This is a genomic window from Micromonospora endolithica (assembly GCF_003626595.1).
Taxonomy (GTDB): Bacteria; Actinomycetota; Actinomycetes; order Mycobacteriales; family Micromonosporaceae; genus Micromonospora; species Micromonospora endolithica.
In genome coordinates, this window is record NZ_RBAK01000009.1 from 210344 (window position 1) to 226037 (window position 15694).

14 protein-coding genes are annotated in these 15694 nt (G+C 72.2%); 6 read left to right on the top strand and 8 right to left on the bottom strand.

The genetic code is table 11. The features are described from left to right. Window positions 1-9: 9 nt before the first annotated feature. Complete coding sequence (locus tag D7223_RS22420; protein WP_120730382.1) at window positions 10-789, bottom strand: phosphodiesterase; 780 nt, start codon at window positions 787-789, stop codon at window positions 10-12. 241 nt (window positions 790-1030) lie between these two features. Between D7223_RS22420 and D7223_RS22425 the strand changes: the two genes are divergently transcribed. Then, window positions 1031-2407 (top strand): GGDEF domain-containing protein, encoded by a 1377-nt coding sequence (locus tag D7223_RS22425; RefSeq protein WP_420330339.1) that lies wholly within the window; start codon window positions 1031-1033, stop codon window positions 2405-2407. Between the two features lie 26 nt (window positions 2408-2433). On the opposite strand, the gene D7223_RS22430 is transcribed toward D7223_RS22425, so the two are convergent. Together D7223_RS22430 and D7223_RS22435 are read right to left on the bottom strand one after the other, a co-directional pair. Continuing rightward, window positions 2434-3492 (bottom strand): aspartate-semialdehyde dehydrogenase, encoded by a 1059-nt coding sequence (locus D7223_RS22430; RefSeq protein WP_120730384.1) that lies wholly within the window; start codon window positions 3490-3492, stop codon window positions 2434-2436. A 4-nt stretch (window positions 3493-3496) separates the two neighbouring features. Continuing rightward, window positions 3497-4762, bottom strand: coding sequence for an aspartate kinase (locus tag D7223_RS22435; protein ID WP_120730385.1), 1266 nt, complete (start codon window positions 4760-4762; stop codon window positions 3497-3499). Between the two features lie 276 nt (window positions 4763-5038). Here D7223_RS22435 and D7223_RS22440 point away from each other — a divergent pair, with 276 nt between their 5' ends. The 3 genes from D7223_RS22440 to leuA all read left to right on the top strand — a co-directional run bounded on the left by D7223_RS22440 (window position 5039) and on the right by leuA (window position 8587). Beyond that, window positions 5039-5920, top strand: coding sequence for a hypothetical protein (locus tag D7223_RS22440; protein WP_238162164.1), 882 nt, complete (start codon window positions 5039-5041; stop codon window positions 5918-5920). An 83-nt stretch (window positions 5921-6003) separates the two neighbouring features. Further along, window positions 6004-6543 carry a nitroreductase family protein gene (locus D7223_RS22445; protein ID WP_120730386.1) on the top strand — a complete coding sequence of 180 codons (540 nt, stop codon included), beginning with the start codon at window positions 6004-6006 and terminating at the stop codon, window positions 6541-6543. A 289-nt stretch (window positions 6544-6832) separates the two neighbouring features. After that, window positions 6833-8587, top strand: coding sequence for a 2-isopropylmalate synthase (gene leuA / locus D7223_RS22450; RefSeq protein WP_120730387.1), 1755 nt, complete (start codon window positions 6833-6835; stop codon window positions 8585-8587). A 140-nt stretch (window positions 8588-8727) separates the two neighbouring features. Here the strand turns inward: leuA and D7223_RS22455 are convergent, their stop codons facing one another. After that, window positions 8728-10227 carry an MFS transporter gene (locus D7223_RS22455; protein ID WP_120730388.1) on the bottom strand — a complete coding sequence of 500 codons (1500 nt, stop codon included), beginning with the start codon at window positions 10225-10227 and terminating at the stop codon, window positions 8728-8730. Between the two features lie 107 nt (window positions 10228-10334). Here D7223_RS22455 and D7223_RS22460 point away from each other — a divergent pair, with 107 nt between their 5' ends. Both D7223_RS22460 and D7223_RS22465 read left to right on the top strand, forming a co-directional pair. After that, complete coding sequence (locus tag D7223_RS22460; RefSeq protein WP_238162165.1) at window positions 10335-10994, top strand: HNH endonuclease family protein; 660 nt, start codon at window positions 10335-10337, stop codon at window positions 10992-10994. Next, window positions 10976-11407 (top strand): hypothetical protein, encoded by a 432-nt coding sequence (locus D7223_RS22465; RefSeq protein ID WP_120730390.1) that lies wholly within the window; start codon window positions 10976-10978, stop codon window positions 11405-11407. Before D7223_RS22460 ends, D7223_RS22465 begins: the two co-directional genes overlap by 19 nt. Before the next feature lie 104 nt (window positions 11408-11511). Here D7223_RS22465 and D7223_RS22470 read toward each other — a convergent pair whose 3' ends face one another. The 4 genes from D7223_RS22470 to D7223_RS22485 are packed head-to-tail and all read right to left on the bottom strand — an operon-like array spanning window position 11512 to window position 15688. After that, window positions 11512-12612, bottom strand: coding sequence for an ABC transporter ATP-binding protein (locus tag D7223_RS22470; protein ID WP_120730391.1), 1101 nt, complete (start codon window positions 12610-12612; stop codon window positions 11512-11514). Beyond that, the gene (locus D7223_RS22475; protein WP_120730392.1) at window positions 12609-13724 is read right to left on the bottom strand and encodes an ABC transporter ATP-binding protein; all 1116 of its coding nucleotides are present in this window, start codon (window positions 13722-13724) and stop codon (window positions 12609-12611) included. The genes D7223_RS22470 and D7223_RS22475 overlap by 4 nt, the downstream gene beginning before the upstream one ends. Before the next feature lie 6 nt (window positions 13725-13730). Continuing rightward, on the bottom strand, window positions 13731-14687 hold the full coding sequence (locus tag D7223_RS22480) for an ABC transporter permease (RefSeq protein ID WP_120730393.1): 957 nt from the start codon (window positions 14685-14687) through the stop codon (window positions 13731-13733). Then, entirely contained in the window at window positions 14684-15688 is a 1005-nt protein-coding gene (locus D7223_RS22485; RefSeq protein ID WP_120730394.1) for an ABC transporter permease, read from the bottom strand. Before D7223_RS22485 ends, D7223_RS22480 begins: the two co-directional genes overlap by 4 nt. Window positions 15689-15694 lie beyond the last annotated feature (6 nt).

Sequence of the window (15694 nt, forward strand, 5' to 3'; positions counted from 1 at the left end):
CCGCTGGCGTCAGAAGCCGCAGGTCATGCCGGCGGCGTGACTGACCTGCACCAGGTGGGTGACGCAGCCGTCGGGGTCGACGCGGTGCAGCAGCAGGGCGGTCGGCTCGGCCACCCAGCCGACCCGTTCGTCCTCGACCATGGTCAGGGTCGCCTGTTTCCAGGTGCTCGGCGCGACGGTGAGCACCGTGCCGCCGAACGCCGTCGTCACCGGCCGGTGCAGGTGACCGGCGGCGACGCGTACCACGTGGGGGTGCCGGGCGAGCACCTCGGCGAGCGCGTCGGAGTCGGCGAGCCGGATCGTGTCGGCGGCCGGGATGCCGACCGCGACCGGCGGGTGGTGCAGGCACACGACGGCGGGCACCTCGGGCCGCCCGGCGAGGACACCGTCGAGCCAGCCGAGCTGTTCCTCGCCGAGCCGCCCACCGCTGGACCCGGGCACCAGCGAGTCGAGCACCACGATCGTCGCGGCGGGGTGGTCGACGTGGTAGTACGCCGAGAAGCCGCCACCCAGCCAGGGCGTCCCGCCGAACGCGTCGAGCAGCGACTCCCGGTCGTCGTGGTTGCCGGCGGCCAGGTGGACCGGCAGCGGGAACCGGCCGATGATCTCGCGCAGCGCCGCGTACTCGTCGGGACGCCCGCGGTCGACCAGGTCGCCGGTGACGACCACGCAGTCCGGGCGGGGGTTCAGCGCGAGGATCCGGCCGAGGGCGCGGTGCAGGCCGGCGGCCGGCTCGGCCCCGAGCACTCCGGTGGTGACGTGCGGATCACTGAGCTGGGCGATGAGCATCGCGCCTCCTGCGGCTCGGGACCCTCCACGCTAGCGCCGCGAGCGGTAACCCACAGGCCGCGTCCACACCCTGTGGATGAAACATGTGTACGAACAAGCATTCGATCTTGGTGGGCGGTGGTACCCCGCGGCGCTGGTTACCCTTGATCGGCGACCCGGCACCGGCCGGGTGCCTCCCGACCTGGAACGACGTGCCGTGGATCTTCAGCGAGTCATCCGTGACGTGACGGTCCGCCTGCCGATGGCGTCGACCGCCGTCGAGGCGTGCCAGGACACCGTCACCGCGCTCGCCCGGCACGCCCCGGCCACCATCTCCGTTCTGCTCCAGGTCCACGACCGGCTGCGCTGCGTCGCCGCCACCGGGTCCTGGCAGGTGTTCGCCACGGTGCCGCCGAAGGCCGGGATCGTCGGCCGGGTGTACGCGTCGGGCCGGACCGCCGTCGTCGCCGACGTCGCGGACGACCCCGACTACCTGCCGATCCGGCCGGACGTCACGGCCGAGGTGTGCGTACCGGTGCTGGACCCGGCCGGTCGTCCGATCGGCGTGCTGGACCTCCAGTGGTGCGCACCGGCCGACCTGGACGCCTGGCGGGACGTCGCCGAGCGCCTCGCCGCCCGCCTCGGCGCCCGGATCGTCGCCCTGGGCGGGCCGCCCGCGGAGAGCCGCAGCGAGAAACTGCTCCGGCACGCCGCCGCCCTCACCGGCGCGCCGACCGAGTGGGACCTGCTGACCGCGGCCATCGCCGCCGCCCGGGACGTGTCGACGCTCGCCGCGGCGGTGTTGATCCTGGCCGACCGCGACACCCCGCGGCTGGGCGGCCCCACCGCCGTCCCGGGTGAACTGGAGTCCCGGATCCGGGCCGAACTGACCGAGGCCGGCCCGGCCGCGCTGGGCCGGATGATCGGTCGCGCCCACCGCAACGGCGCCGGCTACACCCTCGGCGAGGCCGGGCACCCACCGACCGCCGACCACGCGCCGCTGGCCCGCGCGGGGGTACGCACCCTGGTGGCGGTCCCGGTCGGCCCACCCGACGGCGGCGGGCTGCTGCTGGTCGCCGACGAGCGGCTGCTGCGCCCCGACCCGACCACGGTCAACCTGATCGAACTGCTCGCCGGACAGGCGTGGAGCGCCCTGGACCTGCTGCGTACCGTGGCCCGGCTCCGCGAGCAGGCCAGCTCCGACCCGCTGACCGGGCTGCGGCACACCGGCCCGTTCGGGCAACGCATCGCCGCGGCCACCCCGGGGCGTACCGCCCTGCTCGCCATCGACGTGGATGGTTTCAAGACGGTCAACGACACGTACGGCCACCAGGCCGGTGACCGGGTGCTGGTCGGCCTGGCCCGGGCCCTGGAGGGCGCGCTGCGGCACGGCGACGAGCTGTACCGGATCGGCGGCGACGAGTTCGTCGCGGTGATCGAGGTGAGCCGCCCCGACGAGGCGGTCCGCATCGCCGAACGGCTGGCCGAGGCGGCCCGGCGCACCGGCCGCACGATCAGCGTGGGCGTCGCCCTGCCCCGCTCCGGCGAGTCACCCGAGGTGACCCTCCGCCGCGCCGATCAGGCCCTCTACCAGGTCAAACGCCAGGGCCGGGACGGCGTACGCCTGGCCCCCGCCTAGCCCCGCCCAGCCCGTCGCACCCGGGATCAGCGGGTCAGTTCCTTGGACAGGAGTTCGGCTATCTGGGCGGTGTTGAGGGCGGCGCCCTTGCGCAGGTTGTCGCCGGTGACGAAGAAGTCCAGGGCGCGGGGATCGTCCAGGGCGCGGCGGATGCGGCCGACCCAGGACGGGTCGGTGCCGACGGCGTCGATCGGCATCGGGAACTCCCCGGCCGCCGGATCGTCCACGATGATCACCCCCGGCGCGTTGCGCAGCACCTCCCGGGCGCCCTCGGCCGCGACCTCGGTGGCGAAGACGGCATGCACGGCGATCGAGTGGCCGGTGACCACCGGAACCCGTACGCAGGTGGCGGAGACCTTCAGGTCGGGCAGGCCGAGGATCTTGCGCGACTCGTTGCGCATCTTCATCTCCTCGGACGACCAGCCGCCGTCGGCGGCCGAGCCGGCCCAGGGCACCACGTTGAGCGCGAGCGGGGCGGGGAACGGACCCAGCTCGTCGCCGACCGCCTGCCGGACGTCACCGGTGCGGGAGCCGAGCACCCGGTCGCCGGCGATCTTCGTGAGCTGGGTGTGCAACGCGTCCACGCCGGCCTGACCCGCCCCGGAAACCGCCTGGTACGAGGAGATGACCAGCTCGCGGAGGCCGTACTCGCGGTGCAGCGGGGCGACCGCGACGATCATCGCGAGGGTGGTGCAGTTCGCGTTGGCGATGATGCCCTTGGGCCGGTTGCGGACCTGCTCGGGGTTGATCTCCGGGACCACCAACGGGACGTCCCGGTCCATCCGGAAGGCACCGGAGTTGTCCACCGCGATCGCCCCTCGGCGCACCGCGACCGGCGCCCACCGCGCGGAGACCTCGTCCGGCACGTCGAACATGGCGACGTCGACGCCGTCGAACGCGTCCTCGGTCAACTCCTGGACGACCAGTTCCTCGCCCCGGCAGCGCACCACGCGCCCCGCCGACCGGGCGGAGGCGAGCAGCCGGATCTCGCCCCACACGTTCTTCCGGGCGGAGAGCAGCTCACACATCACGGTGCCGACGGCACCGGTCGCGCCGACCACGGCCAGGGTGGGCAGCGACGTCACCGGGCTACCGCCCCGTTCCCGCGTAGACGACGGCCTGGGTGTCGCCGCCGAGGTCGAAGGCGTCGTGGATGGCGCGGACGGCGGCGTCCAGGTCGGTGTCCCGGCAGACCACGGAGACCCGGATCTCCGAGGTGGAGATCATCTCGATGTTCACGCCGGCCGCGCCGAGGGCGGCGAAGAAACCGGCCGCGACACCCGGGTGCGAGCGCATCCCGGCGCCGATCAGCGACACCTTGCCGACGTGGTCGTCGTAGAGCAGGCCCTTGAACTTGACCGTCTCCTGGATCTTGCTCAGGGCGGCCATGGCGGTCGGACCGTCGGTCTTCGGCAGGGTGAAGGAGATGTCCGTGCGCCCGGTGCCCTCGGTGGAGACGTTCTGCACGATCATGTCGATGTTGATCTCGGCACCGGCCACGGTGTCGAAGATCTTCGCGGCGGCACCCGGCTCGTCGGGCACCCCGACGATCGTGATCTTGGCCTCGCTGCGGTCGTGGGCGACCCCGGTGATCAGCGCCTGTTCCACGGAAAGGTCCTCCATCGATCCGGTGACCATGGTGCCGGTGTTGGTCGAGTATGACGAACGGACGTGGATCGGCAACCCCGCGCGCCGCGCGTACTCGACGCTGCGCAGGTGCAGCACCTTCGCGCCGCAGGCGGCCAGCTCCAGCATCTCCTCGTAGGTGATCTTCTTGATGTGCCGGGCGTTGGGCACGATCCGCGGGTCGGCGCTGAAGATGCCGTCCACGTCGGTGTAGATCTCGCACACGTCGGCGCGCAGCGCGGCGGCGAGCGCCACGGCGGTGGTGTCCGAGCCGCCCCGGCCGAGGGTGGTCACGTCCTTGGTGTCCTGCGAGACACCCTGGAAGCCGGCGACGATGACCACCGAGCCCTCGTCGAGCGCGCCCTTGAGCCGGCCCGGCGTGACGTCGATGATCCGCGCCCGGCCGTGCACCGAGGTGGTGATCACGCCGGCCTGCGAACCGGTGAACGAGCGTGCCTCGTACCCCAGGTTGTGGATCGCCATGGCCAGCAGCGCCATCGAGATCCGCTCCCCGGCGGTGAGCAACATGTCCAGCTCGCGGCCCGGCGGCAGCGGGCTGACCTGGTTGGCCAGGTCGAGCAGCTCGTCGGTGGTGTCGCCCATGGCGGAGACCACCACCACGACGTCGTCACCGGCCTTTCGCGCGGCGACGATGCGCTCCGCCACCCGCTTGATCCGCTCGGCATTGGCGACGGAGGATCCGCCGTACTTCTGCACCACGAGTGCCACGACGGTGCACTCCCTCCCAGCGACCCTGAGCGTGCCGACGCCGCCGGATGAAGGCCGGCGGCGCGTGTCAGACGCCATCAGGGTATCGGTCGCCCAGATCCGGCGGGTCGGGTGATCCCACCATCCGGCTTCGGCGGCGCGGGCGCAGTGACCGGGGACACACTGGTCACCCAGCGTTCACACCGCCGGGGACAGGTCGTCCACGCGCCGGGACACGCCGGGACGGTAGGGGGCCACCGCCGCCCACCGGCGTCCGGCGACGGCGAGAATGTGCGGATGCGCGTCCACCTCCGCCCGGCCGGCGCGGCCTCACCCCCGGCCGCCCCGCCGCAGCCGATCCACCCGCCCGCGTCGAGCCGCCCGGCCGGAACCGCGCCGGCGACACCCGGGGCCGGGCGGGGGGCCCGATGGCTGGCGGTACCGCTGGCGCTGGGCCTGCCGGCCCTGCTCGCCGCCTGCGCACCGGACCAACCGGCGGCGGCACCGACCCCGAGCGCCGCGGAGCCGCCGGTGGTGGCGGACGCCGCGCGGGACGAGCTGGCCGGGCTGGCGGCGGCGGCGCAGGACCGGCACCTGGTCGCCGCGTACACCCTGCGGGTTCCGGACGCGGCGGACCGCACGGTCGTGGTGACCAGCGCGACCGACGGCAGCTGGCGGGTCGACGTTCCCGGCGGCGCCCTCGGCGGTACGGCGGACGTGTCGTTCGCGGCCACCGCCGACGGCCTGTTCCAGTGCTCGCTGCCGTCGGCGAGCCGGCCGGAGCCATCGACCTGTCTCCGTCTCGGCGATCCGGACGACGCGGTGCCGCGTCGGCTGGACCCCCGGGTGCAGCACCCGTTCACCGACTGGCTGGGGGTGCTCACCGACCGGAGGTCGCCGCTGGCGGTGTCCCCCGCGCAGCCGCCGCCGGGCGCGACCGGCACCTGCTACTCGGTGGAGACGACCTCGGCGTCGATCACCGCCCCGCTGGATCCGGGCATCTACTGCTACGACCCGGAGGGCACGCCGACCGCGGTCCGCACCGCGTTCGGCACGCTGCTCCTGACCGGTACGCCCGCGCCACCCCCGGCGACCGTCCAGCTCGCCGGTCCGGTGGTGGAGGGGGAGCCGCTGGGGGTGGCGACCCCGGAGCCGGAGTTCAGCTCCGAAACGTCCTGACCACCGATCGGTTACGTGTGCTCTTGGCCACGCTCAGTGCCCCCCTCCGAAAGGATGAATCGCCCATACGGGACGCTTCCCCCATGGTTGACCTCACTCCGCTGCTCGCCTTCCGCTGGAGTCCCCGGTCCTTCGACCCCGCCGCGCGGGTCACCCCGAGTGAGGCGTCGGCCCTGCTGGAAGCCGCCCGCTGGGCCCCGTCGGCGGGCAACCGCCAGCCGTGGCGGTTCGCGCCGGGACACCGGGACGACGAGATCTGGAAACGAATCGTGGTCAACCTGTCCGCCGCCGACCAGCGGTGGGTGAACCGCGCCTCGATGCTGGTGCTCGCCGCCCACCTCGCCCCGGAGGCCGACCCGACCGGCTGCGCCGCGTACGACCTGGGTCAGGCGGTCGCCCACCTGACCGTCCAGGCCACCGCCCTCGGCCTGCACGTACGCCAACTCCGGGACCTCGACCACGACGGCCTCGCCGCCGACCTGGACCTGCCCGCCGACGTACGGCCGGCGGTCGTGGTGGCGGTCGGCCAGCTCGGTGACCCGCTCAGCCTCCCCGCCGACCTGCTGCCGGGTGAGATCGGCCTGCGCCGGCGCCGGCCTCTCGGCGAACTGCTTCTCGCCTGACCGGCAACACTCCCCCCGTCTCAAACTGCGGACCGGGGTTCCCACACCCCGTCCCACCACGTAGGGTGACTCTGTCATGTGGCAGGCGTACCTCCTCCTTGGTTGCCGCGACGAGGCCTGACGGCCGGCACCTCGTCGCGGAGTCGAACCGCGCCGCCCAGCACCGCCAGAGGACTTCTCGCTCGGCACCGACGCCGACCACCGGCACGACGCCGACCACCGGCGCGCCGACCCGGCACCGACGCCGACCACCAACGCTGACGTCACATGACCACGGGAGCACTCCGCCATGGCTCACCCAGCCGGCACCACCGACACCGATCCGATCGCCCGGCAGCGCCCCAGCCGGATGCCGTTCCGGCGTTACCAGCCGTACCACCAGCAGTTCCGCATCGACCTGCCGGACCGCGCCTGGCCGACCCGTCGGGTCGAGACGGCCCCGCGCTGGTGTGCGGTCGACCTGCGCGACGGCAACCAGGCGCTCATCGACCCGATGTCCCCGGAACGCAAGCGGCGGATGTTCCAGCTGCTGGTGCAGATGGGCTACAAGGAGATCGAGGTCGGCTTCCCCTCGGCCAGCCAGACCGACTTCGACTTCGTCCGGCAGCTGATCGAGCAGGACCTGATTCCCGAGGACGTCACCATCCAGGTGCTCACCCAGTGCCGGGAGCACCTGATCGACCGGACGTTCGAATCGCTGCGCGGGGCCCGGCGGGCGATCGTGCACTTCTACAACTCCACGTCCACGCTGCAACGCCGGGTGGTCTTCGGGCTGGACCGGGACGGCATCACCGACATCGCCACCCAGGGCGCGCGGCTCTGCCAGAAGTACGCGGAGATCCACACCCCGGACACCGAGATCCACTACGAGTACTCCCCCGAGTCGTACACCGGCACCGAGCTGGAGTACGCGCTGGAGGTCGTCACCAAGGTCATCGAGGTGGTCGACCCGACGCCGGACCGCAAGCTGATCGTCAACCTGCCGGCGACCGTCGAGATGGCCATGCCGAACGTCTACGCCGACTCGATCGAGTGGATGCACCGGCACCTGCCCCGGCGGGACAGCCTGGTGCTGAGCCTGCACCCGCACAACGACCGGGGCACCGGGGTGGCCGCCGCCGAGCTGGGCCTGCTCGCCGGCGCGGACCGGATCGAGGGCTGCCTGTTCGGCAACGGTGAGCGCACCGGCAACGTGGACCTGGTCACGCTGGGGCTGAACCTGTTCTCCCAGGGCATCGACCCGATGATCGACTTCTCGGACATCGACGAGGTGAAGCGCGCCGTCGAGTACTGCAACCAGCTGCCCGTGCACGAGCGCCACCCGTACGCGGGCGACCTGGTCTACACCGCCTTCTCCGGCTCCCACCAGGACGCCATCAAGAAGGGCTTCGACGCGCTGCACGCCGACGCCGCGGCGGCCGGGACGCCGGTCGACGACGTCACCTGGGCCGTGCCCTACCTGCCGATCGACCCGAAGGACCTGGGCCGCACCTACGAGGCGGTCATCCGGGTCAACTCGCAGTCCGGCAAGGGCGGCGTCGCGTACATCATGAAGTCCGAGCACCAGCTCGACCTGCCGCGCCGCCTCCAGATCGAGTTCTCCGGCGTGGTCCAGCAGGTCACCGACCACGGCGGCGGCGAGGTCGACCCGGGCGCGATGTGGGACATCTTCGCCACGAACTACCTGGTCGACCACCAGGTCGACCCGGCGGTCACGCTGGTCGGCTACACGATCGGCACCGTCGAGGGCAAGGTCGAGATCGACGCCCGGGTGGCCCGCGGCGACGGCGCCACCTCGGTCACCGCGGTCGGCAACGGTCCGATCGACGCGTACGTCAACGCGTTGCAGTCGGTGGGCGTGGCGGTACGGGTGCTCGACTACCACGAGCACGCGCTCTCCTCCGGCGGCGACGCCCAGGCCGCCGCCTACGTCGAGTGCGACATCGACGGCCGCACCGTGTGGGGCGTCGGCGTGGACGCCAACATCGTCACCGCCTCCATCAAGGCCGTCACCAGCGCCGTCAACCGCGCCCACCAGGTGTAAGGAAGGGCCCCTTCTTAACGCCTGGCGTAGAGGAAGGGCCCCTTCTTAACGCCTGGCGTAGAGGAAGGGGCCCTTCTTAACGCCTGGCGTAGAGGAAGGGGCCCTTCTTAACGCCCCGTCGGCCCCAGCGCGCGTTGACGTCAGCGCCCGCCGGGCCGGGGCGGTGTGGACGCGGGCAGCGAGTGACAGGGCTGCGACGGGGGCGCCTGACGGGGCGGCCGGTGAACGAGCAGGAGTGCCAGCACCGCCCCGGCGACCAGCAGCCCGGCGCACCACAGCATCGCCCCCCGGTACGCGTCGGTCAGCGCGGCCTCCTGCTCGTACGCGGAACCGGAAAGCCCGACCAGCAGCGGCAGCGCGGCGATCGCCAGCAGGCCGCCGGCCCGGGAGGCCGCGTTGTTGAACCCGCTGGCCACGCCGGCGAACCGGTCCTCCACGGCGGCCAGCACCGACGCGGTCAGTGGCGCGACCACCAGGGTCAGCCCGGCGCCGAAGAGCGTCACCCCGGGCAGGACGTCCCGCCAGTACGACGCGCCGGGGTCGACACCGCGCAGCAGGATCAGGCCGAGGGCGGCGACGACCGGTCCGACGGTCAGCGGCAACCGGGGACCGATCCGGGCCGACAGCGCGCCGGCCCGGGCCGAGCCGACCAGCAGCAGCACCGTCATCGGCAGCAGTGAGACGCCGGTGAGGAGCGCCGACCAGCCGACGACGTTCTGGAGGTAGACGGCGAGGAAGAAGGTGAAACCGCTGAGGGCCGCGTACACCACCACGGTGAAGATGTTCAGCACCGAGAAGAGGCGGCTGCCGAACAGCCCGGTGGGTAGCATCGCGGTGTCGCCCCGGCGCCGCTCGACCAGCACGAACACCACCGCGCCGAGCAGGCCGACCAGCGCCGAGCCGAGCACCGGCAGGGAGTCGAAGCCGCGGACCGGGGCGTCGATCAGGGCGTACGTGATGCCGGCCAGGGCGGCCGCGCCGAGCAGCGCGCCGGCCACGTCGAACCGGCGGTGCCGGCGGCCGGGCCCCTGGGTCCGCGATGCCGCCTCGTCCCGGCTCTCCGGCACCCAGCGCACCGCGGCGAGGAGCACGACGACGGCGATCGGCACGTTCAGGAAGAAGATCCACCGCCAGGAGAGCGCGTCGATCAGCCACCCGCCGATGAAGGGTCCGAGCGCGGTGGACACGCCGGACAGGCCGCTCCACGCGCCGATCGCCCGGCCCCGGTCGTCGGGGTGGAAGCTGGCCTGGAGCACCGACAGCGAGCCGGGAGTGAGCAGCGCCCCGCCCGCGCCCTGGAGGAAACGGGCCGCGACGAGGTGACTGGTGTCCTGGGACAGACCGCACAGCACCGAGGCGAGCGTGAACCACACCACCCCGACCAGGAAGATCCGCCGACGGCCGAACCGGTCCCCGAGCGCCCCGCCGAGCAGCACGAACGCGGCGAGCATCAGCAGGTATCCGTTGACGGTCCATTGCAGACCCGCGACGTCGGCGTCGAGGTCACGGCCGAGCCGGGGCAGGGCGACGTTGACCACGGTACTGTCGAGGAAGACCATCCCGGAGGCGAGGACCGCCGCCAGGAGGGTACCCCGTCCGGCGGCGCTTCCCATCCGGAGCACGGGCGCGGGTGACGTCATGTGTACCAATCTGCCGTGCGCTCATGACAGACGCCACGAAATGCCAAAACCGTGTCCGGGTACTGTGCGGGATCGCCGGGAGCACGCAAGCTGGAGGGGTGTCGTCTGTGCGTACCAGATCAGGACCGCGCGCCGCGGTGACGGCCGCGCTCGCCGCGGTGCTCGCCCTCGGCGGAGGCGGCTGCGCCCCGGTCGACGAGCCCACGCCCACGCCGAGCGGCGACGGCGGCAACGCCGCGCAGATGCTGGGGCAGCTCACCGTCGCCCAGGCGGGATCGATGCGGGGCTACAGCCGGGAGAAGTTCCCGCACTGGCGGGACACCGGCAAGAACTGCGACGTCCGGGACACCGTCCTCAAGCGCGACGGCGAGAGCATCAAGCTCTCCGGCTGCAACGTGGTCGCCGGCCGCTGGGAGAGCGTGTACGACGGGCGAGCGTTCACCGATCCGTCCGACGTGGACATCGACCACATGGTGCCGTTGGCCAACGCGTGGCGGTCGGGCGCCGACGAGTGGGACGACGCGAAGCGGGGAAACTTCGCCAACGACCTGGAACAACCGCAGCTCATCGCGGTTTCTGCGACCTCCAACCGGGCAAAGGGTGACCAGGACCCGTCCCAGTGGAAACCGGCGAACCGGTCGTACTGGTGCCAGTACGCCGAGAACTGGGTCACGGTCAAGCACCACTGGCGGCTCACGGTGACGACAGCCGAGAAGGCCGCCCTGACCGAGATGTTGGAGGGCTGCACATGGGCGAGCAAGCCGTGACCGGAGCCGGGGCGACGCCCGCCCCGGAGCGGATGCCCGACGCGGGCGGTGACGACGCGGCCGCCGCGACCGGCAGCCCGAGCACCGCCGGGATGACCGCCGACGGTACGGCGGGCGCCGCCGCGCCGGGCGCCGGAATGAGCGCGGACGCCACCGGCGGCGGGGCGCAGAGTCGTACGGCCGACCTGGTGGCCGGGCCTGGCGGGGTGATGACCGACGAGGTGGGCGTGGTGACCGGGGAGCTGACCCTGCGCACCGAGTGGGCGGACGGCCAGGTCACGCTGTCGGTGCAGTACAAGGACGCCGAGGAGTGGTACGCGGTGACCGGTGGCCGGGCGGCGCTGGCCGACCCGGCCGGCGTGGACGCGGTGCACACCATCGCGGTCGGCCTGCTCAACCGCCCCGAGGGCTGACCCGCCCCCGATCGGAAGGAAGGGCCCCTTCTTAACGCGCCTGGCGTTAAAAAGGGGCCCTTCCTCTACCGGAGGCGTTAATAAGGTGCCCTTCCTTACACTCCCTACACGTACGAGCCGGGCTCGCTGGGCGCGGAGACGCTGTGCGGCTCCTCGCCCTCGCCGGCCGGGCGGGTGAGCTGGGTCTTCACCTGGTGCGGCCGCAGCTCGCCGGACGCGATCGGCTCGGCGAAGTGGCAGGCCACCCGGCTGCCGCCGATGTCCCGCAGCACCGGCCGCTCGTCGGCGCAGCGGGTCGGCTGGGCCCACGGACAGCGGGTGTGGAACCGGCACCCCGACGGCGGGTTGGCCGGCGAGGGCAGGTCACCGCTGAGCAGGATCCGCTCCCGGCGGTCCTCCACGTCCGGGTCCGGCACCGGCACCGCCGACATCAGCGCCCGGGTGTAGGGGTGCAGCGGCTCGTTGTAGAGCCGGTCCGCCGGTGCCTCCTCGACCAGCGCACCCAAATACATCACGCCGACGGTGTCGGAGATGTGCCGGACGACGGCCAGATCGTGCGCGATGACCAGGTAGGTCAGGCCGAGGGTCTCCTGGAGTTCGTCCAGCAGGTTGACGACCTGCGCCTGGATCGACACGTCGAGGGCGGAGACCGGCTCGTCGGCGACGATCAGTTCCGGTCCGAGCACCAGCGCGCGGGCGATGCCGATGCGCTGTCGCTGGCCGCCGGAGAACTCGTGCGGGTACCGGGACAACGCCCAGCGGGGCAACCCGACCTTGTCCAGCGTCTCGCCGATGATCCGGCGGCGGTCGTCGCGGTCGGTGCCGATGCCGTGGGTCTGCAGTCCCTCGGTGAGGATCGACTCGACGTTCTGCCGGGGGTCCAGGCTCGACATCGGGTCCTGGAAGATCATCTGCATGCGGCGGCGCATCGTGCGGAGCTTGCCCGCCGGCAGCGTGGTCAGCTCGACACCGTCGAAGCTCACCTCACCGCTGGTGGGCGGGTTGAGCTGGAGCAGCGCCCGCCCGAGCGTGGACTTGCCGCAGCCGGACTCGCCGACCAGCCCGTACGTCTTGCCGCGCGGGATGCGCAGGTCGACACCGTCGACCGCCTTCACATGCCCGACGGTCCGATCGAAGATGACTCCCCGGCGGATCGGGAAGTGCACCTTCAGGTCGCGGACCTCGACCAGGATGTCGTCACTCACGCTGACTCCTCCTCGCGCGGGGCGGGGCCCAGGCCGGGCACCGTCGGCGGGTCGTCCGGGACGGCCTGTGCCGGCACCGAACCGGGCTGCGCCTGCGTCGGCACCACGGCACGGACGTCGTCGCCGGGCGCATAGCCGGCCACCGGCGCCGGGTTGACGCACCGGTAGCTGCGGCCGTGGTGGGCCAGCACCAACGCCGGCGGCTCCCCCACGCACGCGTCGACCCGTCGTTCGCAGCGGGGCGCGAACGCGCACCCGTCCGGCCACGGCAGGACGTCGCGCACCGAGCCGGGGATCGCGTTGAGTCGCTCACCGCGCCCGGCGTCCAGGCGGGGGACCGACCCGAGCAACCCCACGGTGTACGGGTGCCGCGGCTCGCGGAACAGCGGGCGGCGGCGGGCCGTCTCCACGACCCGACCGGCGTAGAGCACGTTGACCGTGTCGCACATGCCGGCGACCACACCCAGGTCGTGCGTGATCATCAACAGCGCGGTGTCGGAGTCCCGGACCAGCCCCTTGAGCAGTTCCAGGATCTGCGCCTGGATGGTGACGTCCAGCGCCGTGGTCGGCTCGTCGGCGATGAGCAGCCGGGGTTGGCAGGCCACCGCCATCGCGATCAGGGCGCGCTGGCGCATGCCGCCGGAGAGCTGGTGCGGGTACTCCTTGAGCCGCCGCCTCGGGTCGGGGATGCCGACCCGGTCGAGCAGCTCGGCCGCCTCCTTCTCCGCCGCCGCGCCCTTCATGCCCCGGTGCCGGGTGAGCACCTCGGTCACCTGGAGCCCGATCGGGATCACCGGGTTCAGCGAGGACAGCGGATCCTGGAAGATCATCGCGATGTCCCGGCCCCGGATGTCCCGGCGGGACCGGTCGTCCAGCTGGAGCAGGTCGGTGCCGTCGAAGACGGCCTTGCCGCCCACCGCCAGGCCCGGCTGCTTGGGCAGCAGGCCCATGATGGCCAGCGACGTGACGCTCTTGCCGCAGCCGGATTCGCCGACCAGACCGACGACCTCGCCGGCATCGACCGAGAAGGACACCCCGTCGACCGCGTGCACGGTGCGCTGACCGCGCCGGGCGAAGGTGACCGAGAGGTCTTCGACTTCAAGCAGTGCCATGGTGTTCTACTTCCGCAGCTTCGGGTCGAGGGCCTCGCGCATCGCCTCACCGAGCAGGGTGAAACCGAGCGCGGTGATGATGATGGCCACCGCGGGCAGGATCGCCAGCCGGGGCGCGGAGTCGAGGTACGGCTGGGCGTCGGCGAGCATCACACCCCACTCCGGGATGGAGGCGTCGTTGTTGCCCAGGCCCAGGAAGGACAGCGCCGCCGCCTCGATGATCGCGGTGGCCAGGGTGAGCGTGGCCTGCACGATGACCGGAGCCAGCGAGTTGGGCACCACGTGGGTCAGGGCGATCTTCGGCTTCTTCACCCCGAGCGAGGTCGCGGCCAGCACATAGTCGCTGTTCGACTGGGCGATCATCGAGCCGCGCAGCAGCCGGGCGAAGACCGGCACCGACACCACGCCCACCGCGATCATGACCGTGGTGAGTCCGGCGCCGAGCAGGGCCGCGATGCTGATCGCCAGCAGCAGGCTCGGCATGGCCAGCAGCATGTCGATGAAGCGCATGAGCACGTTGTCGATCGCCCGGCCCCACCGGCCGCCGAGGCCGGCGGCGGCACCGGCCACGCCACCGATCAGTGATCCGACGGCGAGGCCGATCAGGGTGGCGACGATGCCCACCAGCAGGGTCTGCCGGGCACCGACGATCATCCGGCTGAACTCGTCCCGACCGAGCTGGTCGGTGCCGAACCAGTTCTCCGCGCGCGGTCCCGGGAAGTCACCCAGCCGGACCTCGCCCTTCCACAGCTGGGCGTCCGGCGCGTGCGGGACCAGGAGCGGCCCGACCAGGGCGACCAGGACGAAGAGCGCCAGGATCACCGTGCCGATGATGGCCGCCGGGTTGCGGCGCAGCCGGCGGAACGCCTCCTGCCAGAGGCTGACGCCGCGCTCGTCGTCGCGGGCGGCCGTCTCGGCGAGCCGGTCGATCTTTTCCTTCTTCTTGCTGGGGCTGATCGTCATCGGACCCTCACCCTCGGGTCGATAAAGCTGTAGGAGAGGTCGACCAGGAGGTTCACCAGCACGTACACCACCGCGATGATCAGGATGAAGCCCATCAGCACCGGGTAGTCGCGCTGGCCGATGGCCTCGGCGACGAACGCTCCGATGCCGCTGAAGGCGAAGACGGTCTCGGTGAGCACCGCACCGGAGAGCAGCAGGCCGGTCTGGAGGCCGATCGAGGTGACCACCGGGAGCATGGAGTTGCGCAGGACGTGCCGGCCGCGAACGGTCCGCTCGGTCAGGCCCTTGGCCTCGGCGGTCCGCACGAAGTCCTCGTTGAGCACCTCCAGCACGCTGGCCCGGGTGATCCGCACGATGATCGCCAGCGGGATGCTGGCCAGCGCGATACCCGGCAGCACCAGGTGCCAGAGGGCGTCGGCGGCGGCGTCCCACTCCCGGGTCATCAGCCCGTCGAGGACGAAGAAGTTGGTGATCCGGGTCGCGCCCAGGGTCGGGTCCTGCCGCCCGCTGGACGGGAACCAGCCCAGGTTCTCCGCGAAGATCGCCTTGAGCACGAAGGCGAGGAAGAAGACCGGGATGCAGATGCCGATCAGCGAACCGCCCACCGACAGGTGGTCCAGCAGCCGGCCGCGGCGGCGGGCCGCCAGGTAGCCGAGCGGGATGCCGATGCCGACCGCGATCACCATCGCGGTGATGGACAGCTCCACCGTGCCGGGGAAGCGCTCCAGGAACTCGGTGACCACCGACCGCTTGGTCGAGGTGGAGGTGCCGAGGTCGAGCCGGATCAGCCGGCGGACGAAACGGCCGTACTGCACCAGGATCGGCTCGTCCAGGCCCATGCTGCGGCGGATCTGGGCGCGCATCTCGGGCGTGCCGCGCTCGCCGAGGATCGCGGTCTCCGGACCGCCGGGTAGCCGGCGGAGCCAGATGAAGAGCAGGAGGGAGAGCCCGAACAGCGTCGGTATCAGCTGGAGCAGGCGTCTGACGATGAACCGGAACACGGTGAC

What these genes read in the sequence shown, in the direction of transcription:
- D7223_RS22475 (WP_120730392.1), bottom strand. Translation starts at nt 13,724, where the DNA reads ATGGCACTGCTTGAAGTCGAAGACCTCTCGGTCACCTTCGCCCGGCGC.
- D7223_RS22445 (WP_120730386.1), top strand. Translation starts at nt 6,004, where the DNA reads ATGGTTGACCTCACTCCGCTGCTCGCCTTCCGCTGGAGTCCCCGGTCC.
- D7223_RS22440 (WP_238162164.1), top strand. Translation starts at nt 5,039, where the DNA reads ATGCGCGTCCACCTCCGCCCGGCCGGCGCGGCCTCACCCCCGGCCGCC.
- D7223_RS22455 (WP_120730388.1), bottom strand. Translation starts at nt 10,227, where the DNA reads ATGACGTCACCCGCGCCCGTGCTCCGGATGGGAAGCGCCGCCGGACGG.
- leuA (WP_120730387.1), top strand. Translation starts at nt 6,833, where the DNA reads ATGGCTCACCCAGCCGGCACCACCGACACCGATCCGATCGCCCGGCAG.
- D7223_RS22425 (WP_420330339.1), top strand. Translation starts at nt 1,031, where the DNA reads ATGGCGTCGACCGCCGTCGAGGCGTGCCAGGACACCGTCACCGCGCTC.
- D7223_RS22465 (WP_120730390.1), top strand. Translation starts at nt 10,976, where the DNA reads ATGGGCGAGCAAGCCGTGACCGGAGCCGGGGCGACGCCCGCCCCGGAG.
- D7223_RS22420 (WP_120730382.1), bottom strand. Translation starts at nt 789, where the DNA reads ATGCTCATCGCCCAGCTCAGTGATCCGCACGTCACCACCGGAGTGCTC.
- D7223_RS22480 (WP_120730393.1), bottom strand. Translation starts at nt 14,687, where the DNA reads ATGACGATCAGCCCCAGCAAGAAGAAGGAAAAGATCGACCGGCTCGCC.